Consider the following 22,447-nt stretch of genomic DNA (forward strand, 5'->3'; position numbering starts at 1 on the left):
ACACTTCTTGGATACGGATACACCGCACCTCATAAGTGATAGGTGCACTAGACTCTGCGATCATGACTTCTTCCTCAGCACCTACCCGCGAAACTTGGGGTGGGCGAACAGCATTTATCATTGCGGCGATCTCTTCAGCTGTAGGTTTAGGCAATATCTGGCGTTTTCCCGGGGTCGCATACGAGAACGGTGGCGGGGCATTCCTGGTTCCGTACATCATCGCACTTTTTACCGCTGGCCTTCCCATGCTGTTCTTAGACTATGCCATGGGACACCGTTATCGAGCTTCGGCACCGTTAACGTTTCGCCGGATGCGCAAGTCCTTCGAACCCCTTGGCTGGTGGCAGGTTGGCATCTGTTTCGTCATCGCAGCATATTATGCGGCCGTCATTGCTTGGGCTGTAGCGTACTCGCTGTACGCGATCACTCAAGCTTGGGGCGATGACGCCGTCGGGTTCTTCCTACACAAACATTTACAAACCGCCGACCAACCTGGCTTCACTCTCTCTTTCGCTCCCGCAGCATTCATCCCCATGCTGTTCATCTGGGTTTTGACTATCGCAGCGTTGGCGCTGGGAATTCGCCGCGGCATCGACCGGGTCAATAAAATCACTCTTCCACTCCTGGCAATCACCTTCCTCAGCATCGTGATCTATTCGCTTTTTCTTCCCGGAGCTATCGACGGACTCAACGCGTTCTTTACCCCCAGTTGGGAAGCCCTCGCTGACCCTCAGGTGTGGATTGCCGCATACGGGCACATATTCTTTTCCTTTTCGGTCGCCTTCGGAATCATGCTGACGTATTCCTCATATTTGCGCAGAAAGAGCGACCTCACAGGGTCAGGTCTAGTCGTTGCCTTCTCCAACACAAGTTTTGAAATCATCGCCGGTATCGGGGTATTTGCAACTCTAGGATTCCTAGCCTCAAACCAGGGAACCTCCATAGGTGAACTAGAAAATATTCAAGGCGTCGGACTAGCCTTCATGACCTACCCAACTCTTCTTTCACAGATGCCCGGTGGTGTCGTAGTTGGGGTCCTCTTTTTTGTCTCATTGGTCTTAGCCGGTTTTTCTTCTCTGCTGTCGATTCTTCAGGTGATAGCAGCAGCCGTACAGGACAAAACTGGTTGGACTTCTCGGCGCACAGGAATTGCCGTCGGCGTGGCTGTGGCGATCCCCTCGCTGCTCATCTTTGCAACCACCAGTGGGTTCTACGCTCTCGATGTCATCGACTCGTTCATCAACAACATCGGCGTTGTTGGATCGGCTGTCGTATCACTCATTCTGGTGGGGATAGTTGCCCGCAAGACTCCCGAGTTAGCGGCTCATATCAACGCGGTCTCTTCGTTCAAAGTGGGACGACTATGGCAAGTGATGATCGTGGCAGTCACCCCCGCAATCCTCGCGGTAATTCTCGTAACAGGAACCTTGTCATATATACGATCCGGCTATGGCGGTCTACCCACGTGGTTCGTGCTGGTTGCTGGATGGGGAACTCTGGCAGTTCTCCTTATTGCCAGCTTTGCGGCTAGCTACGGAAAATATCGGCGTCCGGGTGCCGATGTGATCCCACAAGAAGACAGCCTTGCGCTTGCCGCCGAAGTGGACCACGATAGACAAGAGATTTTGACTAGTAAAGCTCGAAAGGAGACACGCTCGTGACAGTACCTGCGATTCTCTGCCTTGCAACTTCAGCAACAATTCTTTGGGGTGGGCTCACATGGAGCCTTCTTCGACTACGCAGGTACCCAGATGTTTCCCACATTGAAACAGGCGATTCCGAGGCTATATAGCAGCGTAGTCTCCTCTGTCACGCTACGCTGATATATGTGGATGAGGCTCTCACCGTCACCATTGACGGTCGCACATTTGAGTTTCCTGCCGGGTGGCAGGCACTGATTTACGACAAGTGGCCTCTGCATTCGCAGCTCTCCGGTGGCGCAATCAAAGCTAAAGGCTGTGACGTGGTTGCCCTTGATCCCGCTGCACACACTCTCTATCTCATAGAAGCCAAGGACTACGCTCACCCTTCAGTCAAGGAAATACCGGTAAAACTGCCAGATACCATTGTCCAAAAGGGTTTTGACACATTGGCAGGCATTTTCGCCGGTGCCAAGTTAGGGGAATCTTTCTCTCCCTTTTGCCAACAAGCGCTGAACTGTCAGGAAATCATTCTTGCCCTCAGTATCGAAATGCCCAGCCCGTTACCTGAGGGGCAGAGCGCGACAACCGTCTTATCCTTTTTGCAAGAGAGAATCGCCGCTGGAGCCCGGTATCTCACCACAGCTCCGCTTGTCACGTTAGCCTCAACTCATGACACCCCATGGCGATGCTACCCCTCACAAAAGAGTCCAGGTGTGCGCCCGAAGAACCTCCATGGCGACTCTTAACTCACTTTCAGCGTGATGGACGTGGACCACGGATCACTGAGGTGAATGCTGTTGTCCTTGCTGCTATAGGGGATATTTCGATCGTAGAGACGGCGTCTTGTATCTTCTAGGCTTTGCTGGTCAGGTAGCGTGATGGCCACATCCGCCAACCCAAGAGATGCTGCTCCAAGTAGTTATTTGGGTCAAGCCACTGGGTGTCCATAGCAACTTTTCCATCGACAATAGGCCACATGCTTCTAGGGCGATCAGCATAGAGTTCGACACCATTTCCTTCAGGATCGGTGAAGTAAAAGGCCTCACTGACGGTATGGTCGCTAGAGCCCACAAATCTGCTCAATGGGTTTTGAGCCGCGCGGTACACCGTGGTTGCCAGCGTTTGCGGCGACTCGAAAAGAAATGCAGTGTGGTACAGGCCGGCTGAGTGGTGACTGCCTACCGGGAGATCTTTGGCTGACACTAATCGGATTAAGGGGGTCCCCCCGCGCCCTAGGACATGGACAACGTGGCTGCCCCTCACTTTTTCGTCCATCACTTCCATAAGAAAAGCTGAAGCATAGTAAGCACTCATTGTGTCAATATCTGCGACGTGTAGCGTTACTACTCCCATCGCGGTCTCTGGCGCGATGCCACCAACCACTTCAGATGAGTCCATAGCCGACTCCCACATAGTTGAATTCACAACTACTTTAGTGTGGCACTCCTACACAGGCATCCTTTCCCCACGTCCGGTTTCTCTGAGAAGACCACGCGATCCTCAGTCAAGGTACGACGAATTTCCGCAAAGAACCGCCACTGCGGTATCGTCTAAAAGTGCCCTTTTACCACCCGGAAAGTACCGCCGATACCATGACATGGACAGCAATCCATGCCGAAGCCGTGTCTGCTGCCCGGACCACCCTCGAGCTGGCCCTTTGCAAAGAAAAAGGCCTCGAGATCACTGACCGCCCCATCCCCTGGAGAAATGGGGAGCGGGAACTCCAGATATTTGTGGGATTGGGCAAGACTGACTACTGGCGCGAAGGTTTCTATCTGGTAGTAGATGGTTCTCTTGACAAATACCACTACAAGAATCGCCATGTTGTCACTTTTCGAGACTATAGCCGTGACGATGGATACCTCCACCTCTCCATCTCCCCCACAGTTATCTCGTTACTGGAAGACGCAACAAAACTGAGAGTATTCCGAGTTGATCCCAACTTGGTCAAGGAGCTATCTCGAGAATACGAAGCTCTAAAAGCTCTTGAATGCGGTCCTCTCGTCACCGATTTATGGCCCAAAGCAGCACATCCGAACGAAAATCGTGGTGCGGAGGAACTCACGTTTCCTTCCTCCCTCAATTTGGGGCAACAGCAGGCTTTACTCCACATGGTCTCACCCGGAGGTGGTTTGATATGGGGTCCTCCCGGCACCGGGAAAACAACTGTGATCTCACAGGCTATCCAGGTGGCCCTGCTTCGCGGACAATCTGTTCTCGTCACCTCGTCCACCTCAGAGTCAGTCGATCGAGCCCTTGAAAAACTGGTGGCCCATGCCCAGGGACTGCGCCCGGGTACTATCGTCCGGCACAGCGATTCCGGCGATAAAGTACTCGATTCAATTCGACGTCACGATTTTCTGTTAGCCAGCAAAGCTGCCGATCACGCTACCAACCGACCGGCGACTCACGCAATCCTTGATGAGGCGTTGAGGGCCAACGAAACTCACCCACAGCGATCAGAGCTTGTGGAACTCCGCAATGAATTGCACGCAGCGTCCATCGATCTCGACGCTGTTCACGCGCAAAGAGAGAATGATCGCCGTCGAGCACAGTTAACTCAGGAAGAATTGGCGCTCAGTACGCGGCAAGAACAGCTCAGTGAGGTGACGCTGCAACTGGCTGAGTTGGAAGAGGAATTCCGCAGCATGGAAGACCTCGATACTGCAATGGAACTCGCTCAGCGCAACAGGGCTGATACGCAGACGTGGAAAAACTGGTGGGAGAACGAGCAGCGAGAGAGAGAAAGTCGCGTCGCCATTATCTCGCAACACATCAGTGTTGCGAAGTCGCGCGTCGAACTGGCCTCGCTTCGCCTCCAAGGTGGATTGTCCGCGAGGCTTCCCGGCGTTGGTAGGCGCCGGAAAATAAGTCGGGCCGAGGCTGAGGCAGAACTCGCTGAGCTTGAAGCCGATCGCCTCCAAGCCCTCAGCGAACTTGATGAGGCAACAGAGAACATCAAGGCCTTTCGTGACCAGTTGGATGCCTACCAGGCCTATCATGAAGAGCTCCATGCAGCGCAGAGACGCCACGCCGGCCTGCAACAGCAGATTACTGTGCTGCGCGAAGAACTCGATGGTGTGCAAGCACAGGTTTGCGAAACTCAACGGCGCATTAGCGATCTACGCCAAGAAATTGTCAGATCATCCAGCAATTCTGGCGATAGAGCTTCATTTCCGCCAGTTCACGCTGCAGAGCTGGTTGACCGCTACGACGATGCGCTTTCCCATGTGGCGGCTCTGGATGAAGAAAAGAAACACATTGAGAAGCTGAAGGATATTCTCGACGAAGAATACAACCGGGAGTACTCACGGATTATCTCCACTGCCCCCGTCGTAGCCACAACTCTTGCAGCGATACCTTCCAGTCCCGAACTCTGCAACCGCCGCTTTGACGTGGTGATTATTGACGAGGCGGCTGCCAGCCGTCCAACTACTGTACTGTGTGCGGCAGCCCTGGCCGATACTACACTGACGATCATCGGCGATTTCCTCAGCACCATTGGGGAAAGTTATCGCGATAAAGCGGCCTTCTCCAATCCACATGTCACTGCGTGGCAGCAGCGCGATATTTTTGGACTTGTTGGCATAACCGACCGCAAAAGCGCTGAGAACCATCCCCGATGTGTCACGCTCAAGGCCCAATATCGACCGCAGATAGTCACTGAAACAATCAATCGCTTGTGCTACGACGGGCTCCTAGAAAACGTCTCAGAAGGAGCGCCCGGACGGGAATCAACCGTTGCCTTCATCGACACTTCTGCCCTTTCAGACCTTGTCATTACTAAACACAATGGAGGGCTATTGTGCCCGGCGACAGTGGATGTAGCCGCGCACCTTGCTTCTGCATTACCACCCAACACCACAGGCTATGTTGCCCCATACCGAGTACAGGCACTGGCCGCGGAAGAAAGATTCCTCGAATTGGGTATTGCCGCCGCATGCAGTACCACAGGCACTTTTCAGTTCACAACATTCGACTGTGTGATGATTGATCTGATGCAGGATGACCAGCCCCGCTGGATATCTGCGGCAGATGCGAGAGGCCCCAAACGCAGTATCGCGGGCGCAAAGTTCCTCACCATGGCACTGACCAGGGCGAGGAAAAGGGTATGTATCATCGGCAACTGGCAGTTTATTGAGAACTGCACCTCTGCGGGAATGCAGACTCTTGCCGCCCTTAAGGGACACCCACACTTCCAGTTGATCTCTGTCTCCTAACTGCCTACCCCCTCCTCCTGCTACTCCTGCTCTATCACAGTGTCATAATTCCTGTGGCAGTGTGGTATTTGTAGCCGGGACACTGTTTTATTCAAGGGGATAGAGCAAGTCGAAGCCAAGACGCGATTACTTTCCGGTCGCCTCATAGACCCAACCAGTTGGGAATCATGACATGTCTCTCAAAGTCGTGGGAATCTTGAAGGATGCCGGGCTTCAGGCGGGCTTCAGCGATTCAGCCCTCAGATGCGCTGCGCGCCTAGGCCGAATCGCCTATACCACTAGACAACGACACTGAGGCCTAGGACTGCTACTAAAGCAACTAGGGACAGGACTGTTTCCATTAGCGACCATGTTTTGAATGTCTCGACAACAGTCATCCCAAAGTACTCTTTGACCAGCCAGAAGCCTGCGTCGTTTACGTGACTGAGGAAGACTGAGCCGGCACCAATTGCTAGGACTAGCAAGGCAGTGTGGGTGTCGGTCAGTCCACCCGCAAGCGGAGCCATAATCCCTGCGGCGGTGATGGTGGCGACTGTAGCTGAGCCGGTTGCCACACGGATTACTGCCGCCACGATCCACCCTGCCAGTAGGGGAGGTAGGGCTGCTTGAGCCAGCCCGGTAGCGATCATGTCGCCTATGCCTGAGTCAACCAGTGTTTGTTTGAATCCGCCTCCAGCACCGACGATGAGGAGGATGCCTGCGATGGGTCCAAAGGACGATCCGACAATTGCGCTGACTTCACGGCGGGTGCGTGACAGCATGAAACCCATGAGGAACATTGCGACAACGGTGGTGATGGTGAGTGCATTGAGAGGCTCACCAACAAAGACGATGAACGCCCCGAATCCACTGCCCTCAGCACCAACCATTTCGACAACTGTGCGAGCCAGCATAAGGAATACGGGAAGTAGCACTACGGTGAGTGCGGACGCAAAGGAAGGTCGCTTTCTATCAAGTTCTTTTTCTGCACTTGCAGTGGCAAGAAGAGCCGAATCGACTTTGTTGGGAACCCATTTTGCCATCACTGATCCCAAAAGTGGACCCGAAATAATGACTGTCGGTATGGCAACCAGCAGACCAAATCCGAGGGTGAGGCCGAGGTTCGCACCAAGCGAGTCGATGGCAATGAGGGGCCCCGGGTGCGGTGGCACTAGCCCGTGTAGGGCTGAAAGCCCAGCCAGTGCTGGAATGCCGAGAAGGACGATAGGGACATTCGCTTTCTTCGCCGCAAACATTACGACTGGAATCAATATGACAACGCCCACCTCGAAAAACAGTGGGATACCCACGACAAAGGCGATGAGTGCAATGGCCCAGGGTAATCGCTGCAGCGGGGTTTTGGCCATGATGGTGTCCACAATGACGTCGGCACCTCCTGACGAAACCAAGAGGGTCCCGATGATCGCCCCCAAAGTGATCAGCAAGCCTACACCGGCAACAGTTGAGCCAAGCCCAGCAGTAAAGCTTGAGAACATGTCTTGATACGGCATTCCTGCAACCAACGCCATAACAGCCGCACCAGCCATGAGAGACAGGAACGGGTGGACTTTCAGCCACACAATCAGAAGGACGATTGTGGCAATCCCCGCTACTGCCGCCACAATAAGTTGAGTTGTCATGCGCTACCTCTAGTTGTAGATGTGCTCGAGGGGCCACGCAGCCACTGCACCGCTGCGGCAGCTATGTGTTCGGGTGTCGTATCAATGTCGATAACGACGCCATTTTCGTCAGGCATGAGGCGTTCCAATGTTGCAAGTTGGGAGGGCAACAGCGACGGCGGCATAAAGTGTCCAGTTCGCTCGCGCATGCGCTGAGCTAGGAGTTCTTCGCTACCGTCGAGGTGTATGAACCGGACATCAGGCACACCACTTCGCAGTCGGTCACGATATTTGCGTTTGAGAGCAGAGCAGGTGAGAATACTGGATTTGCCAGCATCTTCTTGTTGTGCCATCCAGTTTGCGAGGGTATCCAGCCACGGCCATCTATCGGCGTCGGTGAGCGGGATACCGCGAGCCATTTTGTCTATGTTTGCTTGCGGATGGTAGTCATCGCCTTCTATCAGGATCCATCCCATTTGGTCACTGAGAAGCTGGGCAACAGTGGTCTTGCCACAGCCAGCAACTCCCATGACAACCACGTGGGTTGTTGTCATTTTTGGTCCTTCCTTGGACGCCACTTCTTTATGTGGGACTACGATACATGTTCTTCGTAATCTTAAGCAAGCATTAAAGAGTCTTTATTTAAATATGCGTGTTATGTGAGAGAATATCGCTCAGTGGATGTAAGACAGGGAGACTGATGACACGGGCAGCGTCAATCGGGGAAGACCCGCTTCACTACGGAATAGCCAAGCAACTTGGCATCGAAATTATTGACGGGGTGTGGTCCCCCGATGAGGCTCGCACTCTCGAAGAAATTCAAGAATCATTTGGAGTTTCGCGCACGGTTGCGCGGGAAGTGTCGCGTCACCTTGAGCAGATGGGAATGGTCCAGACTCGTCGCCGCATGGGCCTAAACCCGCTTCCCATGTCGCATTGGAACGTTCTTAACCCCCAAGTAATTGACTGGCGTCTTCACTCTTCACAACGCGAAGGGCAAATCCGTACGTTAACACAGTTGCGGCTCGCTGTTGAACCGATGGCCGCGCACTCCACCGCTCATCTCGCCTCCATCCACACCAGGGCTCTCCTCTTGCCGTTGGCCGCAGAAATGCGGCGCACCGGAGAAGCTGGCGATCTCGTTGAATTCATGAAACTTGACATCGATTTTCACACGCTTATCCTCAAAGAAAGCGGCAACGAGCTCTTCGCAGCATTGGGTGACGTCGTATCCGTCGTCTTGCAAGGACGCACCGAGTTAGGACTCATGCCAGAGCGCCCCAAACCTGAAGCATTGGCAGCACACGAAGCCGTCGCAGAAGCCGTCTTTCTTGGAGATGGCGAAGGCGCCCAATCAGCAATGGAAGCAATTCTTGTCGAGGTACGCGAGGCTTTCGGCACCCGCCTCGATGGCGACCCAGCCAACAACTGAGCCAGTTTCCCCGTCTTCCGTACCGCCCCTGGGCGACAGGCCTGGCGTCGTGGACTAAAGCGGGACTGACATTCCTATTATGCGCATCCGGACTGGCTTGCTGCCTGGTTGCCAGCTTACTAGCGGGGTTTGGTTCAGATACGCCCCCGATTTAGCACGTATGAGAAGAAAACTCCCCCCCCCCCGACAAGAAGTGCACTATTGTTCTCAATATAGATAGTGGGAACAATACTGCTCAAGGAGCATGCGCAATGCGATTGTTGTCTGAAAAGGAATTCGCTAAGTTCGTTCGTAGTCACCGACTGCATGCAAATATGACACAAGATGACCTTGCTCAAGCCGTGGGCAAGAGTAGACGTTGGGTGCATGCATTGGAAACGGGTAAGGTAGACCCCTCACTAAGTGCTGCTCTATCGGTAGCCGCCACCTTAGGCTACATCGTCTCTATCGAACACGATGAACCATCATCCGTGCTCGATCAACTTTTCGAGGGACTGTAATGCCTGAGGTTTTGGATGTCTGGGTTGATGGACGCTTCTGCGGTAACATCATGCGCGGGGAGGGGGGACACGTTGAGTTCCTCTACGAGGAGGCCTACTGCGATGACAGCACCGCAACAGCCCTGTCGGTTAGCATGCCCAAGAGCGTGCGAGCCCACGGTCCCAATGTGGTGATGCCCTGGTTATCAAATCTGCTGCCTGACGCTGAAGAGGTCCGCAGTCGCTGGGCTGCAAAGTTTGGTGAACGGCGCAACGGGCGGTGGATCACCGGACGGTACGTCACCCGCTAGAATTCTACCCTGGTCAAAACCTGCGGCGGTTACATCGTCTGACCATTTCACGCCTACGGTTTTTGACCGACGGCGATCAGACCTGGCTGGTGGTTGTAGTGCCCCCAGATGTGATACATGTACCGTGGCCTTTGCCTCCGGTATACCACTTCGCTCAACTGTAGACAGTCTGGACAAGATTTACTCTCATGTTTGGGTAAAACTAACACGAAAACTGTACCTCGCTGCATTCGCTTTACCCACGCGGCGGAAATCTCATACTTGAGATGATCAGCTATCTCTGCACACAAAGCGGCGAGGTGCCTGTGGAATCCGAATTCCCACAGGCACCTCGCCACCCTATTTCTTTCCCTGTGTGCTCTTAGAACAGCAGATACCTTACGGACGGCGTCGTTTGCCAATGACCGCCAAGGCGATACCTGAACCAAGCAGCACCACCGCACCTAGTGCCCAGAGTCCGGCAGTTGCGCCCGTCTGCGCTAGGTCATTGGAACCACCGGTTGATTTACCAGGTGCTGTGTTGCCATCTGATGATTGCTGGCCACCCCCGTCAGAAGATTGGCCTCCTCCATCACCACCAGGTTCTTCATCCGCCAAAACTTGCAAACTAGCGGTCCAGGAAGATCCCGACTCGTCTGAAACAGTCACCGTATATTCTCCTGCGGCAGTACCCTCTGGAACAGTAACATCGAAGGAATAGAGACCCTGATCGTTGGACTTACCACTACCAATAACAGTTCCATCAAGAGTTACTGTCACCACTCCTTGGGCGCCCGATCCCGAAACACTGACTGTGCCACCAGCTAAGACACTGGAAGCGCCTAGTGTGCCCTCAAAGCTACTGGGAGTATCTCCCGCCGGAGAAAACTCCCAATAGTCGGCTTCAAATAGTGCATCTTCAGAATCTCCGACGAATACGAAGAATACGTCGTGAACGCCAGTTGCACCCGAGACTTCAGAAGTGAGGTCCGTCCACTGCCCTATTTCGCTATCAACAGGGAGAGTGGCAACGACCGGCCCTTCTTCAGGATCATCCAAACGAACCTCGATCTGAGCGCCCTCAACCAGCGCCTTAACACGCGCAGTGAAGCTGGCTGCCCCGTCATCACCGAAGTCGACAGCTGAAAGTCCTGTCCAATCGTTATTGTGGATACGAGACAACAGTACGTTTCCACCATTGTTATGCTCTGGGAACACGGTAGAGGACTCACCCTTTTGGATGTCAAAATAGGTCCCCTTCTGCCACGCATAAGTTTGCGCTTCGATCTTGCCATAAGGATTGAAGTTTTCTATCTGTTCAGGTCCGTCAAGAGTACCCTCTATAGGTTTGATGGTGCCGTCATCGTTAAAGAACATCTCTTCAACATGGGTATTTCGAAGGTTTCCCCACACCGGGTATGTAGTGTCTGTCCCCTCCTTCCACGCCTTTCCAAGCGTGCGCGAATGATAGAGGAAATAGGCATTTCCTTTATATTCGATCATATCTGAGTGATTATTTCCGCCTGCATCTTTGAAGAACCTGTTCGGATTCTCGAATGCGACCCCTTTATAGTGTTCGGGCTGGAAATCGAGCGGGTCTTCACTGACCATGTAGGGAATTGACCCAGGAGTGGGATATTTGCCTTCTTCATAGGAAATACTGAAGTTTGCGGAGTAACTGTAATAGTATTTACCATCGTGTTTGATGAGGGACGAGGCTTCGAACATTCCTGGAGCGTCAATGAACTTGACGGCATCCTCACAGCTTTCCTCTCCGGCTCTTCCACACGCAACCTCGTACATATTGTCGCGCAACTTCACCACCGCAGTTGAACGAGGGTGTTTGGGGGCATCGCCAATGGTGTTCCCACCAAAGTACAGATATGCCTGACCATCATCGTCAACGAAGATTTCGGGGTCAAACAGCCACATCCCGTCGGGGAACTGAATCGGATTTCCTTGAGAAATCAGCATTCTTTTACTCCCTTCGTAACCGGCCTCGCTTCGCACGTCGCGCCATGGCCCCAGAGGGGAATCTCCCACCAGCACTGCTGTTCCCGAGGCGCCGTTGCAGAAGTACAGGAAAACCTTACTCTCCATTTCCCCGGTTTCTGGATTCTCAACTTCGCGCGCTACGGCAGCGGGAGCCCATGAGCGCCCGGCCCATGGCAAGATGCCGCCGCTTCCTGCTACCGGCACCTCACCATGGTCAACCCAGTTGACCATATCGGTAGTTGACTGAATGTTGAGAGTCGTAACATTGTACTGCCCATCACTGGTGGGATATCCATATTTGTCCTTGTCGCGACCAACATAATCCTGATTGTCGTTGGTCGCATAGACGTAGAGGCGACCATTCCACACTAAGCCATGCGGGTCGGCCCCAAATTTCCACGGGTTGATTGGATTATGGTTACCTACTGGCTTGACCAAGACGTCTTCAACGGCAAGTCGCCCCGGAACGCTGGGCTCCTCTGGCGCATCTTTGGTTTTCACCAATGAGACAGCATCAACCTGGAAATCCACCAGGTCGTCCGCAGTTGCTTCGCCAGCGGCTTTCCATGGAACCTCAAAAACGCCCCACACGTAGTTTTCCTGTGGAGCCACCCATTCGGCATCAAAAGTAGTCCACTGCCCCTTCGTCGCGGTGACCTCTTGGACTCTGCTGCATCCATCCCCAGTGAAGCCTTCATCACATAGTGTGAAGACGAAGGTTTTGGTTTCTGGTCCCTCGTCGTAGCGCAACGCCGCATTGAATTGGTAAGTTGCGCCCTTCTGGATCTCTTCAGTGAGTTTTCCGTGGGGCCCCGACCAGGTGTTTTCCCTGCCAGATATCTTCAGGCTGGAATCCCCCTCGTAGGGGTTGGTCGTATCAAGGGAAAGAGTCCCCCCGACCTCCCGTCCAACTACTTCTGCGTCAGTACTCCATCCCTCGAACCCATCTTCAAAACTGCCCTCGGGTAAAAGAGAAGCAGTGTTGCGCTGCACCGTCAGCGAAACATCATCAATAACGAAGTCAGGAATGTCGGCTGCAGTCGGTGAAGGGGTCCAATTATTCTCAAAGAACAGCCATTCCCACTCATCCGTGGTGGCGGTAAAATCAGCTTCGATGGACGCCCACTGTCCTTTAGTGGCGGTTACTGAAGTGATGACTTTACAGATTTTTCCGTCGAAATTATTAGGACACAACGTGAAGTTGAATCCTTTAGTCGCATCGCCCTCTTCATATTTGAGTTTCGCACTGATATGAAGCTGGTCCCCTTCCGCGATCTTACCTTTGACGTTGTAGAAAGGACTCGATTGAGTTGCAGTGCGGCCCACAATTGCCAGACTCTTCTGTGAGCCACCGTACCCATCATCAATAACCTGCAAGGTGCCACCCTTTTCGGCGCTCCACCCTTCACTGCCGGCCTCAAAGTCGCCATTTGCAACGAGCTCGACCTCTGCTGCCATTGCAGCCCCGGCGCCAAAGAGAGTCCCACACACCAAAACCCCGGTGACAGCTGTAGCCAAGACACCCCGCCTTCGCGCAACTCCACTACCTATTCGCACTTTCACAATTTTTCACTTCCTTTTTGGATATTCGTCCAGATTTTAGACATAAGCCAACTCGCCAACCCATCGCCTCCTAGAAGGGCAGCATCGCACTGGGTATCAACTCCTACCGAACGGACTGGCGGCATGTTAGGTGGGGGCGCCCAACGACTGACACCCCCACCATTGCATTAGACGTACCTGCGCCGAATCACAATAAATGCTCCTCCAGCCACCAATAGGGCGATGGCGCCTACCAGCAGGCCCGCAGCTGTTGAGCCCGATTTAGCCAAATTCTCATCTGTGGCTGAATCGCCTGATCCTGCCGGGTTATCATCTTTGCCGCCAGGTTCCCCGGGGGTTTCTTCTCCCAGGTCACTACCCTGGTCTTGTTGCCACTGGGCGTAGAGCGTCACTGCCGTGAGGTTATCTTCATCGGGGACCATGAACCGCGCACCAGCGGCAAGCACTTCTTCTTTTCCGTCAGCCGAGGTGCTCCATCCGACGAAGCTGTAGCCAGCGCGAGTGAACTCATTTTCCGGCAAAACTACCGTTTCCCCGCGTTCAGCTTCAATCCCTCTCATCTGCCCCACCCCACCGTTGGCGCTGAATAAGACGGCGACTTTCTCCGCAGGGACAGCAGGATCGGTTTCCTCCATGTGAATAATCTGGTAGGCAACACATGTCTGGTGGTCCTGAGCGCAGGTCGTCACGTCGATAAGTCCACTATCGGAAGCGAAGCTGACCTTGAAAGGTTCTGTGTCATCAATCAATGTCCCGTTGACATACACCAGCCCTGAAGGCACCGCCGGGGAGAGAGTCAGCAGTGTTTCTTGAGTACCTTCTGGAACAGTCAGCGTGTACTCTGTTGTGCCGTCTTCCAAAGTAGGAGTGATTACACCCTCGGAACTCTCTAACACCGTCAGTTTCGCCACGTCACTATACTCAACTGCAGTTTGAACCCTAATCCCGTAGACGCCTCCCACAAAACTGGTTCCGTCACCCTGGAAACGAACTGTCACTGCTGGGATTTTGTTGCCTGCTCCGTCAAGAAGATACTCCCCATCGGGGCCTTTTCGGTATGAGTCGTTTACTTCAATATCATTAAGAATCTCAGCGGGAATGAGGTCCCACTGGGTGTAGAATCCGTCAGCATCCGCTATTGTCTCGTGTTTCAGCAGTACATCGTTGACGTACACGTCAAAAGTTCGACCGCTGTCGGCGCCGGTGTAGTCGACACCTAAATAGTTATCGACGCCGGGGCGCACAGCAATTTCCCACTGGAAGAATGTGTCAGTACTCTTGACGCTTCCGTCGCGGTATTTGCGACCATTGTAGGTACCCGTTGTCGAATTGTTCTTCTTGTAGCCGCGCCCAGCTTCCGCATTAGAATCGTCAAACTCGAAGAACTCATCAACCTTTAGCTCTTTATCACGAAGAGCTTGCTTTGCCTTGAGTATCTCTTGTTCAGGGCTTTGTACCTCCGCTTCCTCCAGTGTCCAGTAAATACCATACCGAGCGTCATAGAGACTGTAATAGGGCTCCAGCACGAGATTGTCGTACATAGATTCCGTATTCTTTACCTCAAAACGCAGGGATGATGACTTGGAAGAAACAGCTCCTGCTACTTCACAAGCGACACATTCCGCATCATCGGTGCGAACAATGTTGTCTTTGACCCCTGCCTTCCAGGCGGCGATGTCTGTGACACCAAGCGTGTCTTCAAGCGTCTGGTCTTTCCGGCTCATGGTGACATTGACGTTGTGCTTATACGTTGGGTTGTCTCCAATGGGTCCTACAGATGCTGCCAAGAGCACCGGACCATAGTGGAAGGCAACCCAATTTGGGTTCTCTGTATCTTCATGAAGCGTAACTTCCGCATTGAGCGTGTACGTCAACTGATCCCCTGCGACAGCGGGAATAACCACATATCCATCTTGAGTCAACGCCTCCACATCTTGTGTCTCACCGTTGACTGTAAGTTCAGGCGTACCAACCACCCAGTCTGGAATGCGCAGCTTAAGATTCGTGCCAGGCTCTATTGCTCCGTCCAGAGCATCGACTGCAATTGATACTGTCGGTGAATATGGAACATCTGCCACCACGCTGAGCTGCAAGCCGTGCTCACGATCTTCAAAAACAGAGGACCGGAACATATTGATATAGACGTCGCCTTCAGCGCGGAAATAGATTGAGTCCTTCAGGCGGGTAAAGCTCTCAATGTTGGTACCATGATCGCACCAGAATTCTCCTTCTGGCGTCCCGAAAGCCTTCGCGTAACCAACTGTCATAGGCTGGAAATACGTCATCATCCCAGTCTCGGGATTCTGAGTCGACAGCACGGAATTGATAAAAGTCGACTCGTAATAGTCTGCGTATTTCTTGTCGTGAGTAAGCTCAAACAGTTCCCGGGTCAGCTTGAGCATGTTGTATTCGTTGCAGCCCTCCGATGTGCCATTCGATAGATAGTTGCTTTGACCATCCCCAGTTGTTCCTTGGGTATATAGGGAATCGGGCTCCCGGAAATGTTCCCCTCGACTGTTTCCTCCGTTAGCAAAGGTGTGATGGTCAACGACAATCTGCCAGAAGTTTTCGGCCGCTGACCGGTACATTTCGAGCTCGTCTTTCTCCTCTTGCGTCAGTTGCTCGGCAAGATCGTCTCTTTCGGTGAAAGTCCTATATCGGGTGATTGCTCCAATCAACTTCGGAATTGTGGTATTCGCGTGCTTCCCGTTGAGAACGTCCTTTCCAGCAGCCAGGTCACGGAACAGAGATACTTCATCAAAGTACTCTGCAGCGCGCTTGTGATCCGGGTCGCCAGTGATTTGGTAAAGATTGTAGAGCGCCTCATTCATCCCTCCGTATTCGGTGTTAAGGATTGAGGCGGGATTTGATTGACGCTCTGCCCAGTTTTTGATGAATAACCCAAAGTCTGACGCAACTTCGAGAGCTTCGAGGGCGAGATCCCTATCTATGTCATACATGTAGGTATAGACATCGATGAGTCCGGCCTCAACCTTATGAAGGTTGTAGAAGGGAACCAAGAGATTGTCAGCCCCACCGGTAACAGCTGCACAGCCTGTCGGCAGACAATTGACTGGGAATGCTGGCAAATACCCGGCGTTTTGCGGATCGGCGCTAGCGAACACTCCCTGGGTCTCTTTGAGTCCATTTACAGCAATTTTTAGCTCGTCGATTACTTTGGTTTGTTCTTCAGCGGTAATTCCTCCGTAGTAGCCTTTAGACAATGCCGAAAGGCGATGGCCGAAGAAATGTCCGGTGAAACGCCACCCTGGATTCGGACTCTCCCAACTGGTGTAATGGTCTTCAGTTGGCGTGGGCAAACCTGCTGTCTTATAGAACGGGTAGAGAAATTTTGCCGAACTCAATGAAAGTATGTAATCGATCGTATTTTGTTCGGCATTGACCATGTATGAGTCGTCAAGCTCGATTTCGTTGACAGGATCCATTGCAACCCTGGCCGGTCCCTCTCCTGTGGCCGGGATAGTAACTTCGAAAGTCTTAGAGACACCCAACATGTCACCATACTTGGCTGTGGCGGTTAGTACTACCTTGCGGTCGATGGTGCCCCGGTTGACTTTTGCATTCAACGGCCCCTCGACAATTTCTATTCCAGCACCAGAGGATCTCCACGAAATCTCTGACCCCAGTTTTCCTAAGGTCGCCAGAGCAAAATCGTTAGATGCGGAGGCTGGCACGCCCAACGCGTCCAGATCCTGCTGCGCAACCGACACCGGATCAAAATCGTCCCTATTTTCGCCGTATATGCTTACAACATCAGAAATATTGGCAACCTCCGAATAGATACGGTAGTCATCAAGAAGACCATTAAGGTATGACCCTTTGTGAATTGTTCCGTTGAAGCCAATCACCTTTGTTGAAGCGTCCTCACCAACGATCGTCCCCGGTGAATCGTTAGAAATCGAATAGTCTATTGCCGTTTCAACCCGGACCCCATTGCGATAGATCGCAACATCTTTTGTCTCGGAATCGTATGCAACAACAACATGAGTCCATTCATCGACAGGGAAAAATTCCGACCTGGAAATACCTGTTGCACTGACTTTGTATGGCTGCCCTGTGCTCGCACCAACAGACAGTTCAAGAGGACGTTCATCGTTAGGACTTCCCAAATACCAGCCATCGGTATTCCATGATGCCTTATGCCAAGCGAATAATTGTTCACCTTGCATTACCTGTGTTGGACTGAACCAAAATGATACTGTCAAGTCTTCGGGCTGCAAATCGGCTGACGTCCCCAGATCTATGCCAGTTTGCCCGTCAAAACTGAAGGAACTGGTTCCTTCACGAACCCCCAGGTCGTAGGATTCTGTTGGAACTACGGATTCATCCCCTGCCCAAAGACTGACATTTCGAGCGGCCGGGGAATCATCAATCAAAGACTCTTCGAAATTGAGCCATAGGACTTGATTATCCTCATTTAATCTTCGTGTATCTATAATTTCGTTATCGTCGACCAAAGTGATGTCATCAAGGTAAAACGAGTTGACGAAACCACCCACTGCTTCGGACCCGGTAGTGACGAAACCGAGATTGGTGTACGCCATATCAGCGGAGTAGTCGGTAGCGTCCCTGGGAGAGAACGAAAGAGAAAAATCCGTCCACTCTCCCGGCGGGAGAATTGTTGCAGCCGTGGACAAATTCTGTAGATTCCAGGCTCCACTTCCGATTGCTGGGACGAGCGTCATCTCGGTTTCGCCCGCGTTCTTTGCACTTCCGGTCAGGGTGTAGCTGCCCTCATGATTCAATGCTTCATTGATAGCCACCAAAGGGCCATTCCAATGAGCCTGGCGATTCGAAACAAACATACTTTTGCCGCCAGCAGCTGTGTCATCACTGGACTCTAAGCTGAGGTGAGTTCCCTGTTTTTGCCACGGTGAAATACCGCTATCAAAATCACCGTTGCTGATAAGGTTCGTGACCCCGTCAGCTAAAGCTAACGGAGCTTGCATACCCGCGGCTAACACTAAGCAACTGACGACAGTCGTTGCTATTGTTCCCCGACGTAACTTGGCGCTTCGCCGCGCCCTCACCGTTTTCGGCATTTGGCCCCTTTTTTCATTCACGTATACGCAAATGTGATATTAAATCATGGACAAAAAATTGATTTTTATTCTTTATTGCATTTCGCGAGCGCCCGATTGCATCTGGTCGCACTCTTAGCTTTTCTGTGGTGGAAGTGCTAGCCTGAAAGACTTTCACTCCCACCACAGATGGACGTAGCTACTTATCCCTGGCGCTTGCGCAGCCACCCAATGGATATGGTGCCCGCACTTAGTAACGAAGCTGCCGCCAATAGCCACAAAACAGAGGATGCACCGGTGGAAGCCAGGTCTTCCTGGGAGGAGCCTTCGCTCCCATTATCTCCACTTGGCTCACCAGATTGGCCTTCACCAGGATTGTCGCTGCCGTCAGTTCCGCCACCAGAAGCCTGTGCGATAGGCCCGACGAATGCGGAGGCTACGGTGCGCGGAGATGAAAACTCGGGGTGGGAAGCAGTGACTTCAACACCCAACCACGCCCCAGCGTATTCTTCGGACAAGCGCAACGATTGCTCGTTAGCACCTTCAAGAATGCTCGATTCTGTACCATCAGCACTGGCAGAAGCGAACCACTGGTAGGTAAATTCTGTGCCTTCTGGCCAATCCGTGACCGATGCGCTGAGTAGCTCACCAACCCTGGGAGTACCAGTGATCGCGACTTGTCCGCTGGGTAATTCTCCAGCTGGCTCCACCTGTATCTTCGCGGTCCAAGTCGCTCCCGACTCATCCCTCACTGTTACCTCATGTGACCCGGAAAGTGTTGTCGACGGTATCGTTGCTGCGAAGGAGTATTCGCCATTCTCGTCCCCCGCACCTGATCCTATTTCAAGATCGTCAAGGAATGCCGTCACCTTTCCTGTTGCTCCAGTACCGGATATCTCGATCTTTTCACCGGCCTTGACCTTACTGGCACTGAGCACACCTTTGAACTCTGGCGTCTCGGTACAGGTTTGTCCAGAGTCATCTGCTAAGAATTCGGCCATGGCTAGCTGAAGGCGTTCAACTGGCGCGTCGGCCTGGGTGTGGGTCGACACTCCGTCCGCTAGTGCTTGGCGTGCCTGCCCAAGCCAGAACTGTACATCTTCTCCCAGTTCACAGGATCCACCGGTGAGGTCTAATGACTCAGCATACGCAACAGCTGACTCCAGACGGGCAGAAGATACTTCTTTTGTGCGATCGGCGTCAGAGAGATAGAGGTAGTCAAAGTCTGCGTAGCCTCCCACATCTTTGGTTGCATAGTTGAAGAGTCCAACCCGCGGGGCCATGAAGTGAGTCGGCTGCCATGATCCAAAGGCGGTTTGTGTCTGACCACCCAGCGGCTTCCACGTCTTACCGTCCCATGAGTAGTACCACCATGCCTTCATCGACTGCCCGTCAACGCCTTCGGTGTCAACGCGCAGATAGACATCTTTCTGCCCCTCAGGAACTTTGACAGATTCTTTGAATGCCTCAACTTCAGCTGCATCAATGGCAGTCTTTTGGTTGTTCACGTCCGTTGGAGTGCGCTCAACCAACCCCACTGTTAGCTTGCCGCCTTCATTTCGTGCCGCAGCATAAGTGAATGCGCGGTGATAAATCGCCAAACCTGCAGTGTCACCATCAGCAAGATGACTGAAGTCCAGTCGAGTTTCGGCTGACATCCGTGGGAACACAACCCTCTGCCCCAGAGTATTACGAGCTTCTTCCAAATAGGTCAGTCCGCCAGCATTGTCTCCCCCACCTCGGTGAGAAGCTTTGCCAGTAACTACGGAGGGAGTCTCCAATCGTAGCCACCCATCACGGTCGGTCAACGACCAGTAGCGGTTATCTGGGGCGTGATTCCATTCCCACTGTGCCCGTAAGTCAGATCCGTTATACGCGATTTCGTCAAGGGCATCGCCTTCAAGCCCCCAACGCTCATACTCATACGTCCATGGTTGCCGGCCAGCATCATTGAAGAAATCGTCGGAAGTGACAACTGCCTTGGAACGGGCCAGATTGCTCTCAGCAGTATCCAAAGTGATGAGGTGGTCGAACGTATCTGGATAACCGACCACACCATTGCGACCAAAGACTGGCCAGCTGTCATCCGAAGATCCACCTGACGCCGCCCCGGTCTTCACCAAAGAAATATCGGCGACTTCGTAGTCAACTAGGTCATCGGCAGTCGCAGTGCCTGCAGACTTCCAGGGAACCTCAAATAGTGCCCAAGAATAGTCCGCTCCAACCGTAATCGCTTGGTTGAAGTCAACCCACTCTCCCTTGGTTGCCTCCACCTGCTGGACCCCGCGGCACGCTCCCGTGAATCCTTCATCACAGAGCGTGAAAATGAACTTCTGCGTGTCAGGACCATCCGTGTAGCGTAGTTTCGCTGAAAACTGGTACGTGTCGCCAGCATTCAAAAGACCCTTTATGTCTGCGTGTGGGCCGGAATAGGTCTCCTTACGATCGGTGATCCTGATACCGTTTTCAGTCCGAGTGAGAGTACCGCCTCTCTGCGCGGTCCATTCGACGTCCGCTAACACATTACTTCCGTGCCCGACGATAGAAACATCATCCATCAGATAGTTGATTCGACTGGATGACCCATCAGCGGACCACGGCGTTTCGACGACAAACTTAATATCTTGACCCACCAGTTCTTCAGGCACAGTCCATGATGCACCTGCTTCTACCCATTGCCCAGGCGTAGCCGAGACTTCACCTACTTTGAGCAGGCCGTACTGATCGAGGCCACCAACATTAGCGGGCCCCTTAACAAGGAGCTGGAACCGAGTACTCTCAGGAACCTCGCCGGAGCTAACCGAGTCATAGTAGAAGCTGGCATTGAAATCATACGTTACCCCCGCAACGAGCTTATCTCCGATCTTTTGCGACGGCCCTGACCCATTGTTTTTCCGCTCGCTCACAGACAAAACACATCCGCGCTGGTCGTCCTCTATTGCCTTGAGCGTAGCTGTGTACTCATACTGCCAGCCATCGGTAGTACATTCGTCAAAAGAACCGTTGTCGACGATATTCTCACCGAGCGTAACAGTCTCTTCGGGGGTAGTCCCCTCACCCTCTTCAGGCCATGTGATAGGGATTAGAGCCGGAATGCGGCCGCCCGGATAGGTGTCACGGAAGAAGAACCCGTGCCAGGTAGTGGTGCCGTCCCCGTTGTCCACCTCTACTAGGCTTCCTTGTGCGTAGCCGTTTGAGTTGAGTCCAGAATGGTCCTCATAGGTGTTCTTCCCTCCCGACCGTTCATCGTAACGGCCTAAAAGATATGGGGAGCGCAAAACCAGAACCTGCCTAGCCCACCCTGATCCGGAAGTAATCATGACCATGTAATACATTCCGTTGATATAGGCTAACTGACTACCTTCAAATAGTCCCTTGGTCCATTCAGCGGAATAGTCTGATTGTTTGAAAATCTCAGGATATTCTTCGACGATCTTCCAGTTCTGTTCTGGGTCTAGCTTCACCGCTGTCTGATTGCCGTTGCCGTAGAATACATACGGGGCACCGTCGTTTGCCTCGTCAAAAAACAGTGTCGGATCGTGCATGGCTCGGCCAAACTGGACTCTTTCCCACGTTCCGTTTTCTGGATCATCTGTGTAGAGCATGTATGCCCCACCCAAATTGTTGGTATTGAAAAGCACAAAAGTCTTACCGTCGTGATAACGGATCGAGGTTGCCCACTGACCTTCCCCATAAGAAGATTTTCCGTCGCGTAATGAGAACGCATCGCCCGTACTCAACCTGTCATACGCATAGTTGACAATCTCCCAGTTCACCAGGTCATATGACTTCATGATCGGAGCGCCGGGGCTCAGGTGCATGGTCGTGGACACCATGTAGTAGATGTCAGTGCCCTCATCGTTCTCATCAGCTGGCACTCTGGTGACTGACACGTCAGGAACGTCCGATTTGAGCAATGGCACGTCGTAGGTGCCATCCGCGTTATCTGTAGATGTCAGAGATGATTCGAATATAAAATCTTCGGCTGACGCTGCCAATGCGGGAGAGGTAAAAGAAGTACCCATCACACATAGCACCGCGCCTGCAGCAAAAACACGTATTTTGCCTCTTCGCATAGATGCGGATCCCTTTCGCACACAGCTAGCGGCTTCGCTAGCCTTTGAAGTGTTGAACCATGGACAGCGTTAACGCTAACATTTTGGTCCCGGGGACACAAGCCCTTTC

General features: G+C 52.8%; 13 protein-coding genes. 7 read left to right on the forward strand and 6 right to left on the reverse strand.

Annotated elements, in window-relative coordinates; all coding sequences use genetic code 11:
• Nucleotides 1-62 precede the first annotated feature (62 nt).
• From FYJ24_RS06145 to FYJ24_RS06155, 3 genes are read left to right on the forward strand one after another with little or no spacing between them, the layout of a single operon-like run.
• Entirely contained in the window at nt 63-1,661 is a 1,599-nt protein-coding gene (locus tag FYJ24_RS06145; protein ID WP_154544610.1) for a sodium-dependent transporter, read from the forward strand.
• Nucleotides 1,658-1,792, forward strand: coding sequence for a MetS family NSS transporter small subunit (locus tag FYJ24_RS13555; protein ID WP_154544612.1), 135 nt, complete (start codon nt 1,658-1,660; stop codon nt 1,790-1,792). The genes FYJ24_RS06145 and FYJ24_RS13555 overlap by 4 nt, the downstream gene beginning before the upstream one ends.
• Before the next feature lie 36 nt (nt 1,793-1,828).
• Nucleotides 1,829-2,389, forward strand: coding sequence for a hypothetical protein (locus FYJ24_RS06155; protein ID WP_154544614.1), 561 nt, complete (start codon nt 1,829-1,831; stop codon nt 2,387-2,389).
• Nucleotides 2,390-2,495: 106 nt separating this feature from the next.
• Here the strand turns inward: FYJ24_RS06155 and FYJ24_RS06160 are convergent, their stop codons facing one another.
• The gene (locus FYJ24_RS06160) at nt 2,496-3,041 is read right to left on the reverse strand and encodes a VOC family protein (protein WP_154544616.1); all 546 of its coding nucleotides are present in this window, start codon (nt 3,039-3,041) and stop codon (nt 2,496-2,498) included.
• A gap of 158 nt (nt 3,042-3,199) precedes the next feature.
• On the opposite strand from FYJ24_RS06160, the gene FYJ24_RS06165 reads away from it, so the two are divergent.
• Nucleotides 3,200-5,863, forward strand: a complete 2,664-nt coding sequence (locus FYJ24_RS06165; RefSeq protein ID WP_154544618.1) for an AAA domain-containing protein — start codon at nt 3,200-3,202, stop codon at nt 5,861-5,863.
• 278 nt (nt 5,864-6,141) lie between these two features.
• Here the strand turns inward: FYJ24_RS06165 and FYJ24_RS06170 are convergent, their stop codons facing one another.
• Together FYJ24_RS06170 and FYJ24_RS06175 are read right to left on the reverse strand one after the other, a co-directional pair.
• Entirely contained in the window at nt 6,142-7,482 is a 1,341-nt protein-coding gene (locus FYJ24_RS06170) for a GntP family permease (protein WP_154544620.1), read from the reverse strand.
• A complete protein-coding gene (locus tag FYJ24_RS06175) occupies nt 7,479-8,015 on the reverse strand; it encodes a gluconokinase (RefSeq protein ID WP_154544622.1) in 537 nt (178 codons plus the stop codon). The genes FYJ24_RS06170 and FYJ24_RS06175 overlap by 4 nt, the downstream gene beginning before the upstream one ends.
• Before the next feature lie 146 nt (nt 8,016-8,161).
• Between FYJ24_RS06175 and FYJ24_RS06180 the strand changes: the two genes are divergently transcribed.
• The 3 genes from FYJ24_RS06180 to FYJ24_RS06190 all read left to right on the forward strand — a co-directional run bounded on the left by FYJ24_RS06180 (nt 8,162) and on the right by FYJ24_RS06190 (nt 9,683).
• On the forward strand, nt 8,162-8,893 hold the full coding sequence (locus tag FYJ24_RS06180; RefSeq protein WP_154544624.1) for a FadR/GntR family transcriptional regulator: 732 nt from the start codon (nt 8,162-8,164) through the stop codon (nt 8,891-8,893).
• A 251-nt stretch (nt 8,894-9,144) separates the two neighbouring features.
• Nucleotides 9,145-9,393, forward strand: coding sequence for a helix-turn-helix transcriptional regulator (locus FYJ24_RS06185; protein WP_154544626.1), 249 nt, complete (start codon nt 9,145-9,147; stop codon nt 9,391-9,393).
• Nucleotides 9,393-9,683: a HipA N-terminal domain-containing protein gene (locus FYJ24_RS06190; protein ID WP_154544628.1), complete on the forward strand. Its 291-nt coding sequence runs from the start codon at nt 9,393-9,395 to the stop codon at nt 9,681-9,683. Before FYJ24_RS06185 ends, FYJ24_RS06190 begins: the two co-directional genes overlap by 1 nt.
• Before the next feature lie 378 nt (nt 9,684-10,061).
• Here FYJ24_RS06190 and FYJ24_RS06195 read toward each other — a convergent pair whose 3' ends face one another.
• The 3 genes from FYJ24_RS06195 to FYJ24_RS06205 form a co-directional block, all read right to left on the reverse strand.
• Nucleotides 10,062-13,175, reverse strand: a complete 3,114-nt coding sequence (locus FYJ24_RS06195; protein ID WP_206192548.1) for a carbohydrate binding domain-containing protein — start codon at nt 13,173-13,175, stop codon at nt 10,062-10,064.
• 212 nt (nt 13,176-13,387) lie between these two features.
• Nucleotides 13,388-18,283 (reverse strand): beta-L-arabinofuranosidase domain-containing protein, encoded by a 4,896-nt coding sequence (locus FYJ24_RS06200; protein ID WP_154544632.1) that lies wholly within the window; start codon nt 18,281-18,283, stop codon nt 13,388-13,390.
• Between the two features lie 182 nt (nt 18,284-18,465).
• On the reverse strand, nt 18,466-22,338 hold the full coding sequence (locus FYJ24_RS06205; RefSeq protein WP_154544634.1) for a beta-xylosidase family glycoside hydrolase: 3,873 nt from the start codon (nt 22,336-22,338) through the stop codon (nt 18,466-18,468).
• Nucleotides 22,339-22,447 lie beyond the last annotated feature (109 nt).

This window comes from Scrofimicrobium canadense, assembly GCF_009696615.1.
GTDB classification, from domain to species: Bacteria; Actinomycetota; Actinomycetes; order Actinomycetales; family Actinomycetaceae; genus Scrofimicrobium; species Scrofimicrobium canadense.

What these genes read in the sequence shown, in the direction of transcription:
- FYJ24_RS06145 (WP_154544610.1), top strand. Translation starts at nt 63, where the DNA reads ATGACTTCTTCCTCAGCACCTACCCGCGAAACTTGGGGTGGGCGAACA.
- FYJ24_RS06175 (WP_154544622.1), bottom strand. Translation starts at nt 8,015, where the DNA reads ATGACAACAACCCACGTGGTTGTCATGGGAGTTGCTGGCTGTGGCAAG.
- FYJ24_RS06170 (WP_154544620.1), bottom strand. Translation starts at nt 7,482, where the DNA reads ATGACAACTCAACTTATTGTGGCGGCAGTAGCGGGGATTGCCACAATC.
- FYJ24_RS06190 (WP_154544628.1), top strand. Translation starts at nt 9,393, where the DNA reads ATGCCTGAGGTTTTGGATGTCTGGGTTGATGGACGCTTCTGCGGTAAC.
- FYJ24_RS06205 (WP_154544634.1), bottom strand. Translation starts at nt 22,338, where the DNA reads ATGCGAAGAGGCAAAATACGTGTTTTTGCTGCAGGCGCGGTGCTATGT.
- FYJ24_RS06200 (WP_154544632.1), bottom strand. Translation starts at nt 18,283, where the DNA reads ATGCCGAAAACGGTGAGGGCGCGGCGAAGCGCCAAGTTACGTCGGGGA.
- FYJ24_RS06180 (WP_154544624.1), top strand. Translation starts at nt 8,162, where the DNA reads ATGACACGGGCAGCGTCAATCGGGGAAGACCCGCTTCACTACGGAATA.
- FYJ24_RS06185 (WP_154544626.1), top strand. Translation starts at nt 9,145, where the DNA reads ATGCGATTGTTGTCTGAAAAGGAATTCGCTAAGTTCGTTCGTAGTCAC.
- FYJ24_RS06160 (WP_154544616.1), bottom strand. Translation starts at nt 3,041, where the DNA reads ATGGACTCATCTGAAGTGGTTGGTGGCATCGCGCCAGAGACCGCGATG.